The organism is Paenibacillus sp. 2TAB19 (assembly GCF_052115185.1).
Taxonomy (GTDB): Bacteria; Bacillota; Bacilli; order Paenibacillales; family Paenibacillaceae; genus Pristimantibacillus.
Genome location: NZ_JBFRGE010000021.1, coordinates 73618 through 91093 on the forward strand (window position 1 = coordinate 73618; position 17476 = coordinate 91093).

Below are 17476 nucleotides of genomic sequence, written 5' to 3' on the forward strand. Positions count from 1 at the left end.
TCGCAGAATAAACTACGATTATCGAAAGGAAATTTACCAAAATGATACGAGAACTGGAAGATCAGGCCTGGATGACGGAAGCTATCGCAGAAGCCCGAAAAGCTGAGCAGATCGGGGAAGTGCCTATCGGGGCTATTATCGTTCGTAATAATGAGATTATCGGAAGGGGATATAACTTAAGAGAGACGCATAACGATCCAACCGCCCATGCGGAGATGGTCGCAATCCGCGACGCCACAGAACGCATCGGCGCATGGCGATTGCTGGACTGTACGCTCTACGTCACATTGGAACCTTGTCCGATGTGTGCAGGCGCAATCGTCCAGTCGCGTGTGAAACGTGTCGTCTATGGCACAACCGATCCGAAGGCCGGCTGTGCAGGTACACTTATGAATCTGCTTCAAGAGCCGCGCTTCAATCATGAAACGGAGCTGACGAGCGGCATTCTTCAGCAAGAATGCGCCTCGCTGCTAACGCAGTTCTTCCGCAAATTGAGGGAGAAATAATCATATATTCGATTGCCTGGAAGAACTGTATGTCAGCTCTTCCCGCTGTAGATATTGCAGTTCTACGATCAATTGATCAGCCTCTTCGCTGATCGCCAGAACGTCGGGGTCAGTCAAGCTGCCTCGTGCCTCAGCAATCTCATGAAGCTTAAGCCGCAGCGAATGCAATTGTTGTAGCAGATTGTATTTGTCCATATTCGCTTCGGGGCACGCTCCTTATATAGCACTCGTGTGGTAATAGTTCTATTATACTCCTAGACTTTTAAGGAGTTTGTAAAATCATGTCGACGATCACCAGCAATTTTCATTTATTATTCGACATATGCGCTTTATTTTTCACCCTTTAATAGTTCTAATTTCCTATTTCTGTTTATAGTGAAAGAAAATCAATTTATAATTGTTTACGTTTAAAACCGATTAAGGCGCCTATTATTGCTAATAAATCCATTTGTATTATAAGGAAGTATGCAGTAAAATTATTTAAGCAAATCAAGCGGGGTGTGCCTTTTCTATGAACAATAAAGCAGTCATCTTAGGATGCAATTATTATATCGGCCTTAGTACGATTCGTTGCCTCGGCGTTAATGGAATACATACGGTTGCTGTCGATTACACAGACAATCATAATTACGGTGCTCAGTCCAAGTATTGTTCAGAGCGGCTGATTGCCCCTCATTATAAGAATGATAAGAAGGCTTTCATTCAATTTCTGAAGGACTACGCCAAAGGGCAGTCTGCGCCTCCAGTGCTCATTCCTTGCCACGACAATTATGTTGAGGTAGTGGATGAATTTTTGGAGGAGCTGCGCGAGTTCTACCTCATTCCGCAAGATGTTCCAGGCATCTACACGAACCTAATGAACAAAGAAATTTTGCACCGTCTGGCGAGCGAGAACGGCGTTGCTGTCCCGGAAACCGTCCGCGTGGACGAAGACCAATTTTTCGAAAAAGTAGAATCGATCTTGAAATATCCTTGTGTCGTGAAGCCGACAGATTCTCCTTCGTTCGTCGCGAAGTTCAGGAAGAAGCTGTTCATTGTTGACAACAAATCGCAGCTCGTTGAGGCGCTTGAGAAGTCGAAGCAAGCAGGACTAGAAGTCATTGTGCAGCGCATTATTCCAGGCTTCGATGATCATATGTACACCTATGACGCGTATTTGAATCAAGATTCCAAGGTGACGAACTGGGTAACTTGCCAGAAGTACCGCCAGTTCCCGATCAACTTCGGCGCTTCGGTGTACACGGGACAGAAGTATGTACAGGAGCTGCATGATATCGGCGCTCCCTTCCTAGAGAAGATGAAATGGAAAGGCTTCGCCGAGATTGAGTTCAAAAAAGACGCTGATACCGGTCAGTTTTACTTGATCGAGGTCAACGTGCGCATCACTAACTTGAACAACCTGCTCTACAAAGTCGGAATGAACATTCCTTATCTCACATATATGGAACTGACAGGCTCGCCGCAGCCGCCAAGCGCGCTCAAGAAGGACACGAACCGCGTGTTCTGGTATTTCTACGAGGACTTGCTAGCCATCAGAGGTTACGTTCGCACGAAGCAGCTAACCGTCGGCCAAGTGTTCAAGTCGCTGTTCAAGCCCAAAGCACCAGCTATCTGGTCATGGAGCGATCCGAAGCCTGCCTTCGGATTCCTTCGCATGATTACCGGCAAAATTTTACGCAGAACATGAATCGATTCGGACAAAGGAGTGCGTTTAAATGATTCTGTTACGGGAACTACTGACATCCACCGCAACTTTAGATACGCTGCATCCGAAGGATATAACGGTTTCGGGAATTAGCTACCACTCCCAGAAGTGCAAACCGGGCGACTTGTTCGTCGCAATCAACGGCTACCAAACGAATGGCCACAAGTATCTCGGCAATGCGGTAGAGAACGGTGCTGTCGCAGCTGTCGTCGAAGAGTTCAACTTCGACCTCGACATACCGCAAATTCGCGTAGCGAACAGCCGAATCGCTTTAGCGCAGCTTGGCGCGGCATTCTACGGCAACCCTGCCGACAAGATGAAGATGATCGGCATAACGGCGACGAACGGCAAGACAACGACCTCCTATATGACCAATGCCATCCTAGAGAACCATGGTCTCAAGACGGGGTTGATCGGTACGGTTGTCATCAAGGTTGACGAAGTCTCTATCCCGTCGGAGCTGACAACGCCGGAATCGCTTGACCTGCAGCATTACTTGAAGCAAATGGTCGATAAGGGCGTCTCGCATGTCAGCATGGAGGTATCCTCCGCCGCGCTGGAAACTCGCCGGGTTGAGGGCGTCGATTACGACATTGTGACGTTCAACAATTTAAGCCGGGAGCATATCGACTCCCACGGAACGTTCGAACAATATTTCGAGGCCAAATCCAGCTTGATCACGAATGCGGGCGAGCACAGCTACGCCGTCCTTAATCTCGACGATTCCTACTCGGCATCGCTCGCGGATAAAACGAAGGCAAGCGTCGTGACGTTCGGCGTGAAGAGCAAGGAAGGCCATATTTATTGCAAAAATCTCGATCTGTCAACGGGACGCGCACGTTATACATACGAGATTGTGAAGCCGTTCCAAGTGGATGGCACTTGGCATACGGCTGGTGAATTCGATATTCAGCTTGCTGTACCAGGTCTGCATTCCGTCTATAATTCGATAGTGGCCATTACGGTGGCCCTGCTCTGCGGCATTCCCGTTGAAACCATTCAAGCGACGATGCGTACATTCGCCGGCGTTGAGCGCCGGTTCGAATTCATATATGAAAATGATTTTATGATTATTGACGATCATTTCGCCAATCCAGGCAATATCCATGTCACGCTAGAGACGGTGAAGTTCATGGATTACGATAAGCTTCATCTAGTCTATGCCATTAGAGGCAGCCGCGGACCTACCGTCAATCGGGAAAACGCCGAGACGATTGTCCAGTGGATGAAGCGTTTGGAGCTTGATGAGATCATTGCTACGCGGAGTATTTCGCATGTGACGAGCAAGGACTTTGTCACCGATGAGGAGACGCAAGTATTCCTCGACGTCATGGAGCAAGCGAACATCCGTGTACGGCTGTATGACGAATTGCCTGACGCGATTGCTGAAGGGCTGTCCCATGCAGCATCTCGCGACTTAGTGCTGTTGGCAGGCTGTCAGGGCATGGATCCCGGCGCTCAGATCGCTCTGAAGCAGCTCGAGGACAGATCCGCTGCCAATTAATCCGCCGCATGGACAACTAATTCATTTTAAAAGTGGGTAGAGCAATGGAACATAAAAGCTTAGGCGTCATTGGCGGAATGGGCCCGAAGGCAACCTCCGTTTTCTTCGATAAGGTGATTGAGCATACGGCAGCCGACCGCGATCAAGAGCATATCAACATGATCATTCTGAATCATGTGACGCTGCCTGACCGTACGAGTGTCATTCTTAGCGGACAAGGAGAGCTGTTCTTGGAGGCGATCGAGAAGGACTTCAAGCTGCTCGAGCTGGCTGGGGCGGCGCATATCGCCATTCCGTGCAATACGTCGCATTACTTCTACGATCAGATGCAGGAAATGACCACCGTTCCTATTATTAATATGGTCGACGAAACGTTGAAGGCCATTCATGCCAAATACGGCGACAATAGCAAGATCGGTATACTGGCGACCACCGGCACTATTAACAGCGGTGTTTATAAGGCGGGCTGCGAGAGCTACAATATGAAGCTCCATGAGCCGAATGAAGCGATTCAAGAGCTCGTGATGGACATTATCTATAATCAGGTAAAAAGCAATCTGGAGGTCGATCCGGCCGTTCTTGAAGGCATCATTAACGAGCTCGTCTACCAAGAAGGCTGCAACTGCGTCATTATCGCTTGCACGGAGCTGTCGTGCATACCGATTAACAAACAAACGATGGAAATCAGCATCGACGCCATGCAGGTACTCGTGGACCAATCGATTGTGCGTTCCGGCAAGCAGACGATCACAGAGATATAACTAAGAGCGGTACAGGGATTAATCCCTGCACCGCTCTTTTTCTTTGGCGCTCTCCTCGACCACCACTGCCACACCAGACCCTTACGCTGTAAGAGCACACGTGCTCTTACAGCACAAACACACTAGCTACTTCACCACTGTAAGCTCACCGGTGCTCTTACAGCTCCCTCTCGATAAGCTGCAGCTGCGGATTCCAGAGGATAGCTCGCTCGTTACCTATGACGCTTTATACCTCCACCTTAAGTCGAAGCTCGACATTACGGGCATTAAATTACTCAAGGCCGCATGACGCCGACCGTTATAGGTAAGCCAGCACAGCTGGTCCGCTTTTGTCGAGGGCGACCGCTGCTTCGCGTTCCTTCGGACCCTGATGCGACGGCAGATGTCGGTCAGCATGAATTTACGTATACGTTCCATGTCTGGAGCGAAGGCTTCATCAGCAATCCGGTCATTCGTGAAGCGTTAGAGCTCAATACGCCTATTCCGCAAGCAGCCGGCGCAATCGGAACGTTCTGCAGCTTGCTCACTTCATCCAATGCCAATATTATTTTCGACACGGTGAAGATAGCCGAAGACGGCTCCGGGCATGTCATTGCACGGTTGCCCGTTCGAAGTGAAGACCATTCGAATCATCCCGCAATAAAGCGATCACTTGCGCCTCCAACTTCACCCATGTTAAAATGTGAAGTGTTGCGCCCGTAGCTCAGCAGGATAGAGCAATCGTTTCCTAAACGATGGGTCGGGGGTTCGAATCCCCCCGCGGCGCGCCATTATTCTTTTAAATATTGCAGCATTTATACACAAGAGCCGTTTTCGGTCTGTTTCGAACAGACCAAAAGACGGCTTTTTTTTCAATAGGAAACTCTGAACAATACCGTACCAACGCTGTTTAAAAACTAATATTTTGTGGTAATTATGATTAAAAAATATCATAAATATCCAACACGCTCTCCCAAGCAGTCATCTAGCCACCCCATTTTCCTTATCCTGCCTGCATATAACAGCTCAGTAAGATGTCTTTACTACACTCCATTGACTAGAGAACAAGTGTTCGCATATAATGGAAATGAGGTGACGATCGAATGGCTATGAACGCTTATGTAACAGAGCAGCATCCCGTTAGGGAGTCCAATGGGCTGATTAAAGAATACGTAATTCTGTCTTATACGCTTGCCGCCGTCAAGCGCAATCGCTTGGAGCTGGATAAGAAGGCAAGATCGCTTCGCCCGCTCTTCATCCAAGCGGCGAATATCGTGATCGCAAGAATCGAAGCCGATCTTGCGCTTGCCGAGCAATTGCTTCGGAGCATGCATATCGACATCAGTTCAGCGCTTCCGCATATACAGCAAGAGCGACTGAACGCCGAAATCAACAATCGCATTTCCTTTTACGTCACGGAGCTGTTCTCCAAGAAACAGTAGCGGTCACCATTATGAGAATAAGCGGAAGACCGTAAACGTCAACGATGTGCGTTGAAGCCTACGGTCCACCCAAGTTCGGCCAAGTGGCCGCTATATGTTCTGCGAAGACAATGCGGATTGCCCTAATATATCTTTTCGTCTATTCGCGCCCAACATCAACCCCACAGCCGCCAGCTCGATGAAAGTATAGGAGCCCCAGCTTATAAGCGGAAGCGATGTAGAGGAGACGGGCATAAATCCAAAGCACATGAGCAGATTCCAAATGAAATGAAAGCCCATTATCGACAACACTCCGACAATAATTCCTTTCGCATAACGATCTTTCAGCTTCAACGCCATTCTGACAATACGCGCAACAAACAAGAATGCCAACACGACTATAATGAAACCGAATACCCATCCCAAGCTATACACTAAATAAGAATAGAGCATCTCGCTGTTATACGAAGGAAGTCGGTTATTGACTGCGCCAAACCCTTGCCCCCACATACCGCCATCTTGGATCGCTTCAATAGATCGATCTGTGTAATAATGGCTATCCGCATTGGGAAATATAAATCCTTTCAATCGTAACCATACATAATTATATCTGTGGCTTCCCTGAACAAGCCATAGCGCGAGCGCGGCCAATGTGCCGACTCCGGCTAATACCACCTTGTATTTCTTGCCGATTAGGATCAGCATTAGAAACGTACCGAAGCAGAAGATGCTGTAATATAACAACGAGGATGTTGTCAGGTAGAAGTACGTCGGCAGCAAGAAGAACAAGACAGTATCTTGAAGCAGCCGCAGCTTCGGCCTTAATCTGCTCGGCCCGGCAGTTGTTTCCCTGGTCAATATCCCTGCGAAAGCAACCATGAATAGATAAGGAGAAGCGGCAGCAACATTAAAGGTAACCGAGCCGATAATAATCCATTGCTTCGCTCCGTTTATGGCGCTGCCCATTTGACCGGTAGCTGCCAGCAGAAGAATCGTGAAGCCGTACAGATGCCAGGAGTACTTTTGCAGCTTGCGATAATCAAAGAAATAGAGGCAAACCATCGCGAATAGTCCCATTATGACAAACAACAATTTCTTTTCTACAAAATGATTACCCAGCCTTTCATTTCCCGTCGCCTGCACCGTCAGCATAGCAACAAGTCCAATACCGATGAGCAGCATGCATATGCCAAGCAAAGTCCACTCCATTCTCGGCTTATGCGCCTCATGAAGCTGCTTGCCAATCTGCTCCGGATCGCCCATCTGTTTGATGGCGTCCGCTATCGCGTCTTCCTCGGATATATCGCCTGCCAGAAGTCTGTCCTCGACTCGCTCCTCAAGATGGCTAAGCATCTCAAGATTAATATCCTCATGCACTTCCTTTGCTTTCACTTTCCCGCATACGCTTTCTAGATATTGCTCGACCAACGGATGCTGTCTCAGCTCACGGTTCATGCATGCCCCTCCCCGATCACGCGATCCACCGTTGCACGGAACAAGGACCATTCCTTCTTCTTCTCGCCTAGCTGCTTGCGGCCCAGCTCCGTTATCCGATAATACTTGCGCTTGCGTCCGCCCTCTTCATTCCAATAAGACTCCACTTGCTGCTCCACCTCAAGTGTATGCAGGATCGGGTATAACGTCCCTTCCTTGAACGTGAATACGCCCCCGGAGCTCTGCTCGATCTCCTTCGTCATCTCGTAGCCGTACATTTCTTTCCGATTCAGCAGCGTCAGAATAAGAATGACCGTGCTTCCCTTCATTAGCTCTTTATTGATCTTCACTGCAATCCTCCTCATGAGCGAAACAATACATAGATTAAATATGCATCGAATATCTATGTATATAATAAACTAAGTTTTCCCATTTGCGCAAGCCTCTTGTCCGATGATTAAAACGGATAACGCTCTTAAACAATCACTATACCCTCCGCACGGCTCAATACAATGGCATAAGACCTTAGACGTTTGAAGCTAACCAAACGTTACTAAGCCGGTCGCATAGAACCACAGCAGAAGAAGCCCCTGCGACTGATGAACTGCACCCCTTATAGTGGACATTGGAAAAACACCCTGGTGTTTAAAACCGATGAAAACTATAGGGGGTGCTTTTCGTTATGGCGAGAAAAGGGCAACGTCTGCAGACGTACAGCTTTGATACAAAGAAAAAAGCAATAGAAATGCGACTGCAAGGTATGACGAAGCAGAAAGTAGCAGAATTACTGGGGATTACAGATGTAGGGCGATTGAAAGTGTGGATGCGACGCTACAATCAGATGGGAGAATTCGAGCTGACAGACACTCGCGGGAAACGGAAAGAGTATGCCACTGAAAATAGTTATGTCAGACGGTTAGAAATGGAGAATGCCGTTCTAAAAAAGTGGTTGGCCATTACGAAGGCGGAGGTGTACCAGAAAAGTGTAGGCTCGTTGAAGAGCTCAGAGACCATTTCACCGTTACAGAACTTTGCAAAGAAGTCGGTCTCTCTAAGAGCGGATTCTATGCCTATCTTAAACGAAAAGCAGTAGATAAGGACAAGTCCTCCAAAGAGATCATTCGCACCACGTATGAACGCTATAAAAGCATTTATGGCTACAGACAAATTCAATTGTTTATGTACCAAGATCATAAGGTATGGATGAACCACAAGAAGATCCTGCGTCTCATGCAGGAAATGGGGCTGCAAGCAAAAATACGCCGCAAATTCCGTCATCATCGATCTTGGAGCTTAGGCGACAGAGTCGTGAGAAATGTGCTGGAGCGCAATTCTGAAGCCCTTCAACCTAATCAGAAGTGGGTCACAGACGTAACACAATACCGAGTGAAAGATAGCTGGTTGTACCTCTCTACCATCAAAGACTTGTGTCAAAACGAAATCGTCGCCTACAACATGAGTTTACGAAATGATAAGGATCTTGTACTCCAAACGTTTTCCAAAGCATTTGAAAAGGAAAAGGACGTGACTGGGCTGATCGTTCACAGCGATCAGGGATCCCAGTACACGTCCTACGACTACCACGACATGCTGCCAAAGGTTGGCGCCCAAATCAGCATGTCTCGACGAGGCAATTGTTACGACAATGCCTCAATGGAGAGCTTCTTCTCACATTTGAAGACGGAAGCACTCTATCCTTATGATATCCGATCCATCGAGGAAGCACAAAGTAGGATTGAAGAATATATCCATTTTTATAACAACCATCGTCCGCAGAGAAAATTAAATAAGCTGCCTCCGGTACAATACCGGAAACAGCTTATTGGGTAGGGCTTTTTCTAACTGTCCACTAAATGGGGTCTTGACCACTGATCGCAGGGACTTCTTCTGCTATTTCGAGCCCGTTACTTCTGCATTTCGATTAGTCGGACAATAACAGCAACCTCCTCGGCGCGGGTTACGGCGGAATCCGGCTCGAACCGGTTGCCCGGCCTTCCATCTATAAGTTTGTGCTCCTGCACGAAACCGGCTGCAGGCAGCGCCCATGCAGGGAACAGACGCCACCCCTTGTCGTCAATGCGACATACAAAATATTACATGAATTTCCGAGCTAAAGCTGTTATATTTATACATAAATGCTGTGCGTCCGCGCAGCGAGCGACAGCTAAACGGACAAGAAAGGAGAATCGTTACTTGAACCATCCCTACACGCCTCATCCCGATGAGAAACAATTTGCGATGTTGGCCCATGTCATTGCCTTCGCCGGGTTCATCATTCCGCTCGGCAACATTATCGGACCGCTCATCATTTGGCTGATCAAGAAGGATCAATCGCATTATGTGGACTTCCACGGCAAAGAATCGCTGAATTTCCAAATCAGCATTATGATCTATGGCATCATATCCGCTATTTTGTGGCTGGTCGTCATCGGTATTGTTGCATCGATCGCCGTCGGTATCTTCTGGCTCGTATTGACAATTATCGGAACGATACGCGCTACAGAAGGTCAGTTCTACCGTTATCCGCTTACGATTCGGTTTTTTAAATAGCCAACAAAAAACGGATTCTCTCGACAATCGAGGAATCCGTTTTTTGTTGTGTCTTACTTCGGCAATTGTGCCGCATATTGCTTGCGCAGAGCATGCAGCTTATCAAGCTTGTCGAGCGCCTCGCGGCCGCGGCGCTTCGTAAGTCCTACCGTCAAGGCGTCGATCAGCGCGACAGGAGCGGTCATCGAGTGAAAGCCCTCCAGCTCGCCGCGGTCCAGCTGCAGCACGATATCGCTTTGCGCCAGCATATCCGATACGAGCAGATCGGTCACGAGCACCGTCGTATAGCCCGCTTCCCGCGACTGCTCAAGCAATACCGTAAGCTCAGGCGACCGCCGCACGAAACCGAACATAAGCACCGTATCGCCATCTCCCGCTTGTGCCAGCGACTCGAGCAGCTCGCTCCCGCTTCCCGCCATGCCAATGACCCTTACGCCTAGCCGGTTCATACGAAATTTCAGCAGCTCCGTTAAGCAGACGGAAGCTCCCGTTCCGAATACATAGAGCGTACTCGCTCGATCAATCGCCTCAACAGCTTGTTCGAACTGCTCCCTCTCCACCCGCTTCGACGTTTCCTCCACGTTAGCCGAAGCAATGCCCATCATTTCCGTCACAATATCCGCTTCTTCATGCTCGACCTTGCTTAAGATCGACTTCATCTTGCGTGCTGGTGTTGCATGCTCATTTTGCAGCAAGCTTTTCTTGAAAGCCTTTAGATTCGGATAACCGATCGACCGCCAGAACCTAGAAACAGTAGCCGTGCTAACGCCAACGGCTACCGCGATATCCTCCTCCGTACAATACGGGATATGCTGCAGTGCGCCCGCTACGTAATTGGCAATCGCCTGCTGGCTTTTCGACATCGACTCCAAAGCCATCTCCAATTGAAAAAAAGTTGCCATCCTGGTCACCGCTCCCCTCATTCTATTTACATGGATTATAGCAAATGATCATCTGTTTTGAAAGTTTTCTTTCATACATACACATCATGAAATTTATTTTACACAAACCATACAATTTGTTGATGATCCGATAACAATTGATCCCTATATTAGGGAGGAATCTAATTCGAGGAGGAATTACAATGGTTTCTGCGCCAAGGCGCCGATACGAGCTTACGCAATCCCAAAAACTGATGGTGTTCATACTCGCGATGTCGCTTTACGGAATTTCTAATATGTTCTCCGAGCTTATTCCCGAGCTCAAGCTTGGGCCGATTGAAATTAAGGTCGAATATTTCGCATTCATTCCTTTGACGCTATGCATCTTGTTCAACCCGCTGTACGCCGCCCTGGGTGCCTCCTTCGGCGAAGTCATCTTCGGCGAGCTGCTGCTGGGCCAATTCGGCGGTCTTGGCGAGCTGGAGAAGTTTATCGAGTTCACTCTTGCGATGTACATAGCCGGCCTGCTCGTCAGCGATCCGCGCAACCGCAAGCAGCTTGCGCTCGCTTCGTTCGTTGCAGTCGGCATTGATCAAATGCTTAGCGCGATTGTCGATATTAGCAAAGTATGGTTCGGCATCGAAGAGCTGGAGGCCGTTCCCGGCATTCCAGAGAGCATCGTGTTAATCGAAGGTCTCAGCTTCCTGAATGCCATGGTCATTACAGGCGTACTGTTCTCCTTGCTCCCTACGCTGTATCTTGTACCGCGCCTGTACGGCAAGATCGAGCCGTTGCTTGGCATGAAGCCGCGCGACAGCCGCGTGCAGGTGTCGTTCGGACAGCTGATGACGCCGCGTCTGCTTATCACGTCGATTCTGTTCGTCTTCATCGGTGTAACCGGCGAATTTTTATCGGAAGCCGACATTAATATCGCCGTATGGGAGCCGGAGTTCTTGGAGCAGTACGGCAGCGGGTTCATGTGGGTAAGCGTTGGCGCTGCGGCGCTGATTCTGATTGTCACCTTATTCGCAGCCATTCGGGCCAAGTCCAAAACAAGTCAATCTCCGGAGGGAAAACAGATTTGAACGCACATCGGAACGACAGACAACAGGAGGGGCCGCTAGCCGCGGCTCCTATCATCGAGCTGCAAGAGGTTAACTTTCAATATCCCGGTGCGGAGGTCATGGCACTCTCACATATCCATCTTACCGTACAGCCAGGGGAGTTCATCGCCATCGCGGGAACGAACGGCAGCGGAAAGTCGACGCTGTGCAAATGCCTCAACGGACTGATCCCGAACTATTACGTTGGTGATCTTAGCGGCTATATTCAAGTCGCCGGTCTAATTGCCGAGAACGAATCCGTATCCTCCCTTTCTCGCAAGGTGGCTTACGTCTTCCAAGACTTCGAGAACCAGCTGGTACGCCCAACCGTCTATGACGAAGCTTGCTTCGCGCCGCTTAACTACGGCTTCGCGGACTACCGTGAGCGTGCTGCTCGCGCTCTAGCGATGCTGGGATTGGAGCCTTTGAAGGAGCAGTGGATATGGCAGCTTAGCGGCGGGCAAAAGCATTTGACGGCACTGGCCGGCGCTTTATCGCTTGATCCCGATATTATTATCGTCGACGAGCCCGTCGCTCAGCTCGATCCCTATCATGCTAGACTTATTTACGACAAGCTTAAGATGCTGAACGAGCAATATGGGAAAACGATTATCGTCATTGAGCATCATACCGAGTTCATAGCCGACTATTGCAGCAAAGTGGTGCTTATGGACAGCGGCACGATTCGTTGGGTGAAGCCGGTTCAAGAGGCGCTGTCGGCGGTTGAAGAGCTGGAAGCTCTTCATATATTGCCGCCGCAAGTGACGCTCGCGGTTAGGGAGACAGAGGCGCACCGACAACAGTCGCCGCTCTACCCGATTACAATCCCGCAAGCCGTCGATTATTATCGCGCGAAGCTGCCTCAGCATCCGGAGCACTCAACAGTCGTTACAACTCAGACCGAGGATAACAGCCCATCTATTTCAGCAGCAGCTGCAGCAGTACCGCTTGTCCATTTCGATAACGTATCCTATGGTTACAAAACGATCACTCGAACCTTGCATCCCGTCCTTCGAGGCATCAATCTCTCCATCCATGAAGGGGATCGCATTGCGCTTGTTGGAAACAATGGCGCAGGCAAATCGACCTTATTAAAGCTCATATCGGGCATTCGGCGTCCGAATGAAGGTTCACTCTCGGTATGCGGTCATCTAACGAAGCATACTTCACCAGAGACGCTATCCGACTACGTGTCCTATATTTATCAAAACCCGGAAGAGATGTTCATTGAAGATACCGTCCGCAAGGACGTCGAATATTTTCTCAAAGCCCGCAGCACCGAGGATTACCGTCACTTTGTGGATGAAGTACTGGAGCGGCTGCGACTCACTCCACTGCAAGACCGGGATGGCAGACTGCTCAGCGGCGGTCAGCAGCGCAGGGCAACACTGGCGATCGGGCTCGCCATGCAGCCTACCGTCATGCTGCTGGACGAACCGACGGCAAGCCTTGACGCATCCAGCCGCCGCGAGATGACCGCCATGCTGAATCAGCTGCAGGGGCGAGTGAAGGCGACGGTCATCGCCACGCATGATATGCAGCTTGTCGCCGAGTGGGCGAACCGTGTCATCGTTATGCATAACGGCCAGGTTGCGCTCGACACTGATCAGCAGTCGCTGTTCGGCCATACGGCCGTGCTGGAGCTTGCGGGACTCATCGCTCCCCAGATCGCCCAGCTCAGCTTAGCGCTGGATTTACGGCCGCCTTCCTTGTCCGTGGACCATTTTGCCGCTCGTATCCATTCGCTTATGGGTCAACATCACATTCGAGAGGAGGCTGCCTCCATTGCAACTGGAAGCCATTAAACAAAACATGCTCGACAAGCTGAGCGTGGAGCAAATCAAGATTGAGCTGATGCGCACTGCCTTCGGTCGTCAGTCCGTCCTGCTGTCCCGCTTCGACCCGCGCATCCTGATTGTTTGGTACTCGTTCTTTGCTGTGGCGCCTTGGTTTTTCCACAACAAAACCGTATTGCTCGGCATGCTCATTCCGATGATTTTTCTTACGATCTCGTCCAAAGTTAGTCCGCTCGTGCTTATCATTATGGGCATCGGCCTTGTCAGCGAGATCACTTATATTTTATTCGGCTCGCTCCTGTTCGGCGGAAGCTTGGAAGCCGTCTGGCCCTTATTGACGTTAACGCTGAAAATCCTCATCATATCGCTCGCCAGCATTGCGGTCTTCTCCAGCATGGATCCCGAGGAGCTCAGTGATGCTTTGCTAAGTATGGGGATGCCGGCGCAATTCAGCTTCGGGGTTTCCTATGGCTACCGCATGCTGCCGATTCTGATCGAGGAGTACCATAACCTGATTCACTCGTTCAGGCTGCGCGGCCGTTCGCCCCGCAAGAAAGGTTTTCTGAAATGGCGGTCTCTCGTCTATATGGGCAAAATCGCGGTTTGCGCTTTTTATCCTCTGATCTTGAACACAGCCAAGCGTACGCGCACGACCGTAGAAGCCTTGGAGGTACGCGGCTTCACGTATGCTCTGATCAGCCCGGACGCTAAGCGGTTAAAACTTGCCTACTTGCGCGTGAAGCCGCTGGATTTCGTTTTCCTAGGCTGTTCGGCGCTTTATATGATCGCTTTGCTCGCTTTTGGCCATATGTTCGTCTTTTGATCAAAAGAAATCAAATCAAACCAAACCAACACCTCATTTATAGATTGGAGACATAACAATGAACATCGATTTGCATACACACGGCAAACTAGCGAAAAAAACGGATTTTTCGATGGACTACTTCCTCTCGATGACACGCGAAGCGAAGGAAAACGATCTGCAAGCGGTAGCTCTGACCGAGCATTTCAACACGCGCAATTTCTTCGACATGCTGGATCAGCTCGATCGCGAGTTTGAATATATCGGTGACCACTATGTAGTAGGCGGCCTTAAAGTGTTCTCGGGCATGGAGGTTGACGTTGCCGAAGTTGGCCATATTCTCATTATCGGTAACCGTGTCGATATCAGGGAGCTGCGCGGGCAGCTGGAGCCTTATAGCGGCAAAGACAGCTTTATCCCCTTCAAGGAGCTGCTTGACCGCACGGAAAACTATGACGTTCTGCGTATCGGCGCTCATCCGAAACGCGAGAGCACGCCGCTGACCCATCACGATCCGCTCCAGCTGCAGCGTCTCGATGCCCTTGATGTCAACGCCAAGGATCTGTTCCAATACGGCTTCGGCATGGCCGATGAAGTGCGCCGTTTCGCCGACCAGCTTGGCTTGCCGGCCTGCGCCGGAAGCGATTCGCATCAGCCGCTGCAATTCGGCAGCGTCTACAACCAGCTCCAAGCGGATTGCGATACAGCAGCGCAGATTCGCGATGAAATCCGTGCAGGTCGCTATAGTCTCGAGATTTCCCAATGCCTCAACGTAAAGGTGAAAGCAGCGCAAATGATGAAAGAGCTGCTCAAGAAATCAATGGTGGTTGCGTGACAACTAAAAAAGGCAGGGACAGCGGTTATCCGCGTTCCCTGCCTTTCCTATTTTTACATGCCAGTTGGCGACTTGAACAGCTGAACGAGCTGCTCTAACGTGATTGTTTCGGTTGGAATTTCGTACTTCAGCTCCGGTGATTTGTTCACATCCGTGTAGCTGACGTTCATATGCAGTCCCAGGTTCAGCTTCTTGCCCTCTTCCTTATCGCTTACCTTAACCGCCAAGTCCATCCCTACATAAGACAGATACTCGTCCTTAATCGCTCCTGTTGCTTTGAAAAGGTCGAGGGTAACGTCGTTTTTCAACATATCGAGCGCCTTCGCTTTGCTTGCATCCATTTCGGATTTCATTTTCTCGACATCTGTCTTCTCCAGCTTCAAGGCTGGCAGGGCCGCCTCGTTCGCTAGCAGAACATCGATCAGCTTCGGAAGCGTCTGATTAACAAGCGTCTCAACCGTCTGCTCATAATTGCTGTCATTGATTTCGAATTGAACGATTTGGTTCGCCTTCATATCCTTCGGCAAGCCCGCATCGGCCGCTTTCGGCTCGCTGAAATACGTCTTCTCGTCAAATGACTCGAGAAGCGTGCTCACTGCTTCCTTGCCGAGCTTCTGCTGCGCTTCAACATCCATCTCCGTTACGTTCTCTTGCTCCGCTGAAGCTGAAGCTTGGGATAATTCGAGCTTCAAGTATTTATCCTTAATCGCTTCGGGCAGCTGCAGCATCGGAATTTGCGGAATCTTCACGTAAAGCGCATCCTTTGTCATAATCATCGGCACGCTCAGCTTCATTTCCATGTCGCCGGGAAACACGATTTCCATATCCATGTCCATTTGCATCAGATCTTTGCGATACACGCCATCTATCGTAATCTTCGCGTCTTTCAACATGCCGACAAGAGCTGCCGCTACAAGCGTATTAGGCTGCGTTGTCGCGCCCCCCGTCCATTCCAAATCATCGATGTCGACATCCATATGAATGGCGTAGGAGTCAGCCGCCGCATTGTTGCTTAAAGCTTTCAAGAGCGCTTCCTTAGGCGGTGTACTGGAGCTGCAACCCGCTATGGCGAAAATCATTACCGCGATAAGCAGCAACGTTAATTTTTGATATTTTATCATTACGAAGTTCCCCTCCGCTCATTAGTTCAAGCACCTCCATTCTATACTAATAACCTGATCATTTGAAGCGCATAGGAAAAAAACCGTTCCGAGGGACTCGAAACGGTTCCAAAGTAATATTTCAAAAGCTGCTGCGGACGAACGGTTCTGGTTCTACCTGTTCGTGTTGCTGCCGAGCTAGCTAGCCTTGCGGATTGTTATGCGACACATGATTATGCTGCTTGGTCTTCTTGGATCCTGAATTCGGGGCTTGCAGGCCGCCGCCGGATCGCTGCTTCTGCTGCTGCTGCGCATTCGCTTCTGGCACCGGAACGCTATCTGGCTTGCTCAATCGTATAACCTCCTTCTTCCAAGCTTGTTAGTTGCGCTGATGCTCCAAGTCGGTAGGTTGATCGAAATTCAATGAATCCTGATGACGGCGATCGTTCTTGTCCTGCTGCAGCTGTTGCGCATGATGGCTGTTAACCGGCTCGGTCTCCAGCGCCTCAACGACGTTTTGCAGGTTTTTGTCGGCAGTGCCCTTTGCTTTCGTCATAGCAGCGCGTCTCCTTTAGGCATGCGTCAATTGCTGCAGTGCTTGAGCGCACTCATGCAAATGACGCTTATAATCGTGTATCAGCTGCTGCATCATATCGGTACGCTCGTCGACAGCTACTTTGTCCTTTTCCACATCGACCAGCTCCACCAGCACCTCGCGGCTATCCACGTAGGAAACCTTGAAATCGAACGTATACATTTGATGACCTGCCGAATGAATCGTTACGCGCAGCGCTTTCGCGTCTGCTTCATCGGGGAATACCTCGCACTTATCGGAGCTGTTCATCGTCTCCGGCAGCGTATTGCGCCAAGCTTCGGCTAGCTGCTCAGGACTCGTGCGAAGCTCGTCTATTTTAGCCATGATTGAAGCACCTCCACATCGATTAAGATGCGAAGAATGACGATGTTTTATACGATGAAAAAACGCCTAAGCGGCTAGCGCTCAAGCGTTGTCATTTGTTCTTGGAATATAACTGGCGGAGAGGATGGGATTCGCTCCGTCGCTGCGTGAAGGTGCAAGTCTGCACCTTTACGCTAATTG

General features: G+C 49.7%; 21 protein-coding genes, 1 tRNA gene and 1 pseudogene. 14 read left to right on the top strand and 9 right to left on the bottom strand.

Going from position 1 to position 17476, the window contains the following annotated elements; genetic code table 11:
* Positions 1 to 41 precede the first annotated feature (41 nt).
* On the top strand, positions 42 to 506 hold the full coding sequence (gene tadA / locus AB4Z33_RS11910) for a tRNA adenosine(34) deaminase TadA (protein WP_442050143.1): 465 nt from the start codon (positions 42 to 44) through the stop codon (positions 504 to 506).
* Here the strand turns inward: tadA and AB4Z33_RS11915 are convergent, their stop codons facing one another.
* Entirely contained in the window at positions 507 to 701 is a 195-nt protein-coding gene (locus tag AB4Z33_RS11915; RefSeq protein ID WP_442050144.1) for a Spo0E family sporulation regulatory protein-aspartic acid phosphatase, read from the bottom strand.
* Positions 702 to 1017: 316 nt separating this feature from the next.
* On the opposite strand from AB4Z33_RS11915, the gene AB4Z33_RS11920 reads away from it, so the two are divergent.
* The 6 genes from AB4Z33_RS11920 (at position 1018) to AB4Z33_RS11945 (ending at position 5897) form a co-directional block, all read left to right on the top strand.
* On the top strand, positions 1018 to 2193 hold the full coding sequence (locus tag AB4Z33_RS11920; RefSeq protein ID WP_442050145.1) for a carboxylate--amine ligase: 1176 nt from the start codon (positions 1018 to 1020) through the stop codon (positions 2191 to 2193).
* A gap of 28 nt (positions 2194 to 2221) precedes the next feature.
* Entirely contained in the window at positions 2222 to 3715 is a 1494-nt protein-coding gene (locus AB4Z33_RS11925; RefSeq protein ID WP_442050146.1) for a Mur ligase family protein, read from the top strand.
* A 44-nt stretch (positions 3716 to 3759) separates the two neighbouring features.
* Positions 3760 to 4476 carry an aspartate/glutamate racemase family protein gene (locus AB4Z33_RS11930; RefSeq protein ID WP_442050147.1) on the top strand — a complete coding sequence of 239 codons (717 nt, stop codon included), beginning with the start codon at positions 3760 to 3762 and terminating at the stop codon, positions 4474 to 4476.
* Positions 4477 to 4761: 285 nt separating this feature from the next.
* Positions 4762 to 5178, top strand: a complete 417-nt coding sequence (locus AB4Z33_RS11935) for a hypothetical protein (protein ID WP_442050148.1) — start codon at positions 4762 to 4764, stop codon at positions 5176 to 5178.
* A tRNA-Arg gene (locus tag AB4Z33_RS11940) sits at positions 5169 to 5246 on the top strand. Before AB4Z33_RS11935 ends, AB4Z33_RS11940 begins: the two co-directional genes overlap by 10 nt.
* A gap of 312 nt (positions 5247 to 5558) precedes the next feature.
* On the top strand, positions 5559 to 5897 hold the full coding sequence (locus AB4Z33_RS11945; protein WP_442050149.1) for a hypothetical protein: 339 nt from the start codon (positions 5559 to 5561) through the stop codon (positions 5895 to 5897).
* 90 nt (positions 5898 to 5987) lie between these two features.
* Here AB4Z33_RS11945 and AB4Z33_RS11950 read toward each other — a convergent pair whose 3' ends face one another.
* Both AB4Z33_RS11950 and AB4Z33_RS11955 read right to left on the bottom strand, forming a co-directional pair.
* A complete protein-coding gene (locus AB4Z33_RS11950) occupies positions 5988 to 7331 on the bottom strand; it encodes an FtsW/RodA/SpoVE family cell cycle protein (RefSeq protein WP_442050150.1) in 1344 nt (447 codons plus the stop codon).
* Positions 7328 to 7660, bottom strand: a complete 333-nt coding sequence (locus AB4Z33_RS11955) for a PadR family transcriptional regulator (protein ID WP_442050151.1) — start codon at positions 7658 to 7660, stop codon at positions 7328 to 7330. Before AB4Z33_RS11955 ends, AB4Z33_RS11950 begins: the two co-directional genes overlap by 4 nt.
* Positions 7661 to 8070: 410 nt before the next feature.
* On the opposite strand from AB4Z33_RS11955, the pseudogene AB4Z33_RS11960 reads away from it, so the two are divergent.
* A pseudogene (locus tag AB4Z33_RS11960) lies at positions 8071 to 8133 on the top strand (hypothetical protein); the annotation flags it as partial.
* Between the two features lie 122 nt (positions 8134 to 8255).
* On the top strand, positions 8256 to 9140 hold the full coding sequence (locus AB4Z33_RS11965; protein ID WP_442050152.1) for an IS3 family transposase: 885 nt from the start codon (positions 8256 to 8258) through the stop codon (positions 9138 to 9140).
* 74 nt (positions 9141 to 9214) lie between these two features.
* Here the strand turns inward: AB4Z33_RS11965 and AB4Z33_RS11970 are convergent, their stop codons facing one another.
* Positions 9215 to 9388, bottom strand: a complete 174-nt coding sequence (locus tag AB4Z33_RS11970; RefSeq protein WP_442050164.1) for an S-layer homology domain-containing protein — start codon at positions 9386 to 9388, stop codon at positions 9215 to 9217.
* A gap of 115 nt (positions 9389 to 9503) precedes the next feature.
* On the opposite strand from AB4Z33_RS11970, the gene AB4Z33_RS11975 reads away from it, so the two are divergent.
* Complete coding sequence (locus AB4Z33_RS11975) at positions 9504 to 9860, top strand: DUF4870 domain-containing protein (RefSeq protein ID WP_442050153.1); 357 nt, start codon at positions 9504 to 9506, stop codon at positions 9858 to 9860.
* A 53-nt stretch (positions 9861 to 9913) separates the two neighbouring features.
* On the opposite strand, the gene AB4Z33_RS11980 is transcribed toward AB4Z33_RS11975, so the two are convergent.
* Entirely contained in the window at positions 9914 to 10762 is an 849-nt protein-coding gene (locus AB4Z33_RS11980; RefSeq protein ID WP_442050154.1) for a MurR/RpiR family transcriptional regulator, read from the bottom strand.
* Positions 10763 to 10944: 182 nt separating this feature from the next.
* Between AB4Z33_RS11980 and AB4Z33_RS11985 the strand changes: the two genes are divergently transcribed.
* From AB4Z33_RS11985 to AB4Z33_RS12000, 4 genes are read left to right on the top strand one after another with little or no spacing between them, the layout of a single operon-like run.
* Positions 10945 to 11826 carry a cell division protein FtsQ gene (locus tag AB4Z33_RS11985; RefSeq protein WP_442050155.1) on the top strand — a complete coding sequence of 294 codons (882 nt, stop codon included), beginning with the start codon at positions 10945 to 10947 and terminating at the stop codon, positions 11824 to 11826.
* Positions 11823 to 13649: an ABC transporter ATP-binding protein gene (locus AB4Z33_RS11990; RefSeq protein ID WP_442050156.1), complete on the top strand. Its 1827-nt coding sequence runs from the start codon at positions 11823 to 11825 to the stop codon at positions 13647 to 13649. The genes AB4Z33_RS11985 and AB4Z33_RS11990 overlap by 4 nt, the downstream gene beginning before the upstream one ends.
* Positions 13630 to 14463, top strand: a complete 834-nt coding sequence (locus AB4Z33_RS11995; protein ID WP_442050157.1) for an energy-coupling factor transporter transmembrane component T family protein — start codon at positions 13630 to 13632, stop codon at positions 14461 to 14463. Before AB4Z33_RS11990 ends, AB4Z33_RS11995 begins: the two co-directional genes overlap by 20 nt.
* Before the next feature lie 58 nt (positions 14464 to 14521).
* Entirely contained in the window at positions 14522 to 15277 is a 756-nt protein-coding gene (locus tag AB4Z33_RS12000) for a PHP-associated domain-containing protein (protein ID WP_442050158.1), read from the top strand.
* Between the two features lie 53 nt (positions 15278 to 15330).
* Here the strand turns inward: AB4Z33_RS12000 and AB4Z33_RS12005 are convergent, their stop codons facing one another.
* The 4 genes from AB4Z33_RS12005 to AB4Z33_RS12020 form a co-directional block, all read right to left on the bottom strand.
* The gene (locus AB4Z33_RS12005) at positions 15331 to 16398 is read right to left on the bottom strand and encodes a hypothetical protein (RefSeq protein WP_442050159.1); all 1068 of its coding nucleotides are present in this window, start codon (positions 16396 to 16398) and stop codon (positions 15331 to 15333) included.
* A 181-nt stretch (positions 16399 to 16579) separates the two neighbouring features.
* Positions 16580 to 16729: a small acid-soluble spore protein P gene (locus AB4Z33_RS12010; RefSeq protein WP_442050160.1), complete on the bottom strand. Its 150-nt coding sequence runs from the start codon at positions 16727 to 16729 to the stop codon at positions 16580 to 16582.
* A 27-nt stretch (positions 16730 to 16756) separates the two neighbouring features.
* Positions 16757 to 16933, bottom strand: coding sequence for a hypothetical protein (locus AB4Z33_RS12015; protein ID WP_337102447.1), 177 nt, complete (start codon positions 16931 to 16933; stop codon positions 16757 to 16759).
* A gap of 15 nt (positions 16934 to 16948) precedes the next feature.
* Positions 16949 to 17296 carry a hypothetical protein gene (locus AB4Z33_RS12020; protein WP_337102448.1) on the bottom strand — a complete coding sequence of 116 codons (348 nt, stop codon included), beginning with the start codon at positions 17294 to 17296 and terminating at the stop codon, positions 16949 to 16951.
* Positions 17297 to 17476: the final 180 nt, after the last annotated feature.

Bases quoted from the DNA above. Each gene is read 5' to 3' on its own strand.
- AB4Z33_RS11950 (WP_442050150.1), bottom strand. From the start codon at position 7,331: ATGAACCGTGAGCTGAGACAGCATCCGTTGGTCGAGCAATATCTAGAA.
- AB4Z33_RS11985 (WP_442050155.1), top strand. From the start codon at position 10,945: ATGGTTTCTGCGCCAAGGCGCCGATACGAGCTTACGCAATCCCAAAAA.
- tadA (WP_442050143.1), top strand. From the start codon at position 42: ATGATACGAGAACTGGAAGATCAGGCCTGGATGACGGAAGCTATCGCA.
- AB4Z33_RS11930 (WP_442050147.1), top strand. From the start codon at position 3,760: ATGGAACATAAAAGCTTAGGCGTCATTGGCGGAATGGGCCCGAAGGCA.
- AB4Z33_RS11935 (WP_442050148.1), top strand. From the start codon at position 4,762: ATGACGCCGACCGTTATAGGTAAGCCAGCACAGCTGGTCCGCTTTTGT.
- AB4Z33_RS12015 (WP_337102447.1), bottom strand. From the start codon at position 16,933: ATGACGAAAGCAAAGGGCACTGCCGACAAAAACCTGCAAAACGTCGTT.
- AB4Z33_RS12000 (WP_442050158.1), top strand. From the start codon at position 14,522: ATGAACATCGATTTGCATACACACGGCAAACTAGCGAAAAAAACGGAT.
- AB4Z33_RS12020 (WP_337102448.1), bottom strand. From the start codon at position 17,296: ATGGCTAAAATAGACGAGCTTCGCACGAGTCCTGAGCAGCTAGCCGAA.
- AB4Z33_RS12005 (WP_442050159.1), bottom strand. From the start codon at position 16,398: ATGATAAAATATCAAAAATTAACGTTGCTGCTTATCGCGGTAATGATT.
- AB4Z33_RS11920 (WP_442050145.1), top strand. From the start codon at position 1,018: ATGAACAATAAAGCAGTCATCTTAGGATGCAATTATTATATCGGCCTT.
- AB4Z33_RS11915 (WP_442050144.1), bottom strand. From the start codon at position 701: ATGGACAAATACAATCTGCTACAACAATTGCATTCGCTGCGGCTTAAG.
- AB4Z33_RS11945 (WP_442050149.1), top strand. From the start codon at position 5,559: ATGGCTATGAACGCTTATGTAACAGAGCAGCATCCCGTTAGGGAGTCC.
- AB4Z33_RS11980 (WP_442050154.1), bottom strand. From the start codon at position 10,762: ATGGCAACTTTTTTTCAATTGGAGATGGCTTTGGAGTCGATGTCGAAA.
- AB4Z33_RS11925 (WP_442050146.1), top strand. From the start codon at position 2,222: ATGATTCTGTTACGGGAACTACTGACATCCACCGCAACTTTAGATACG.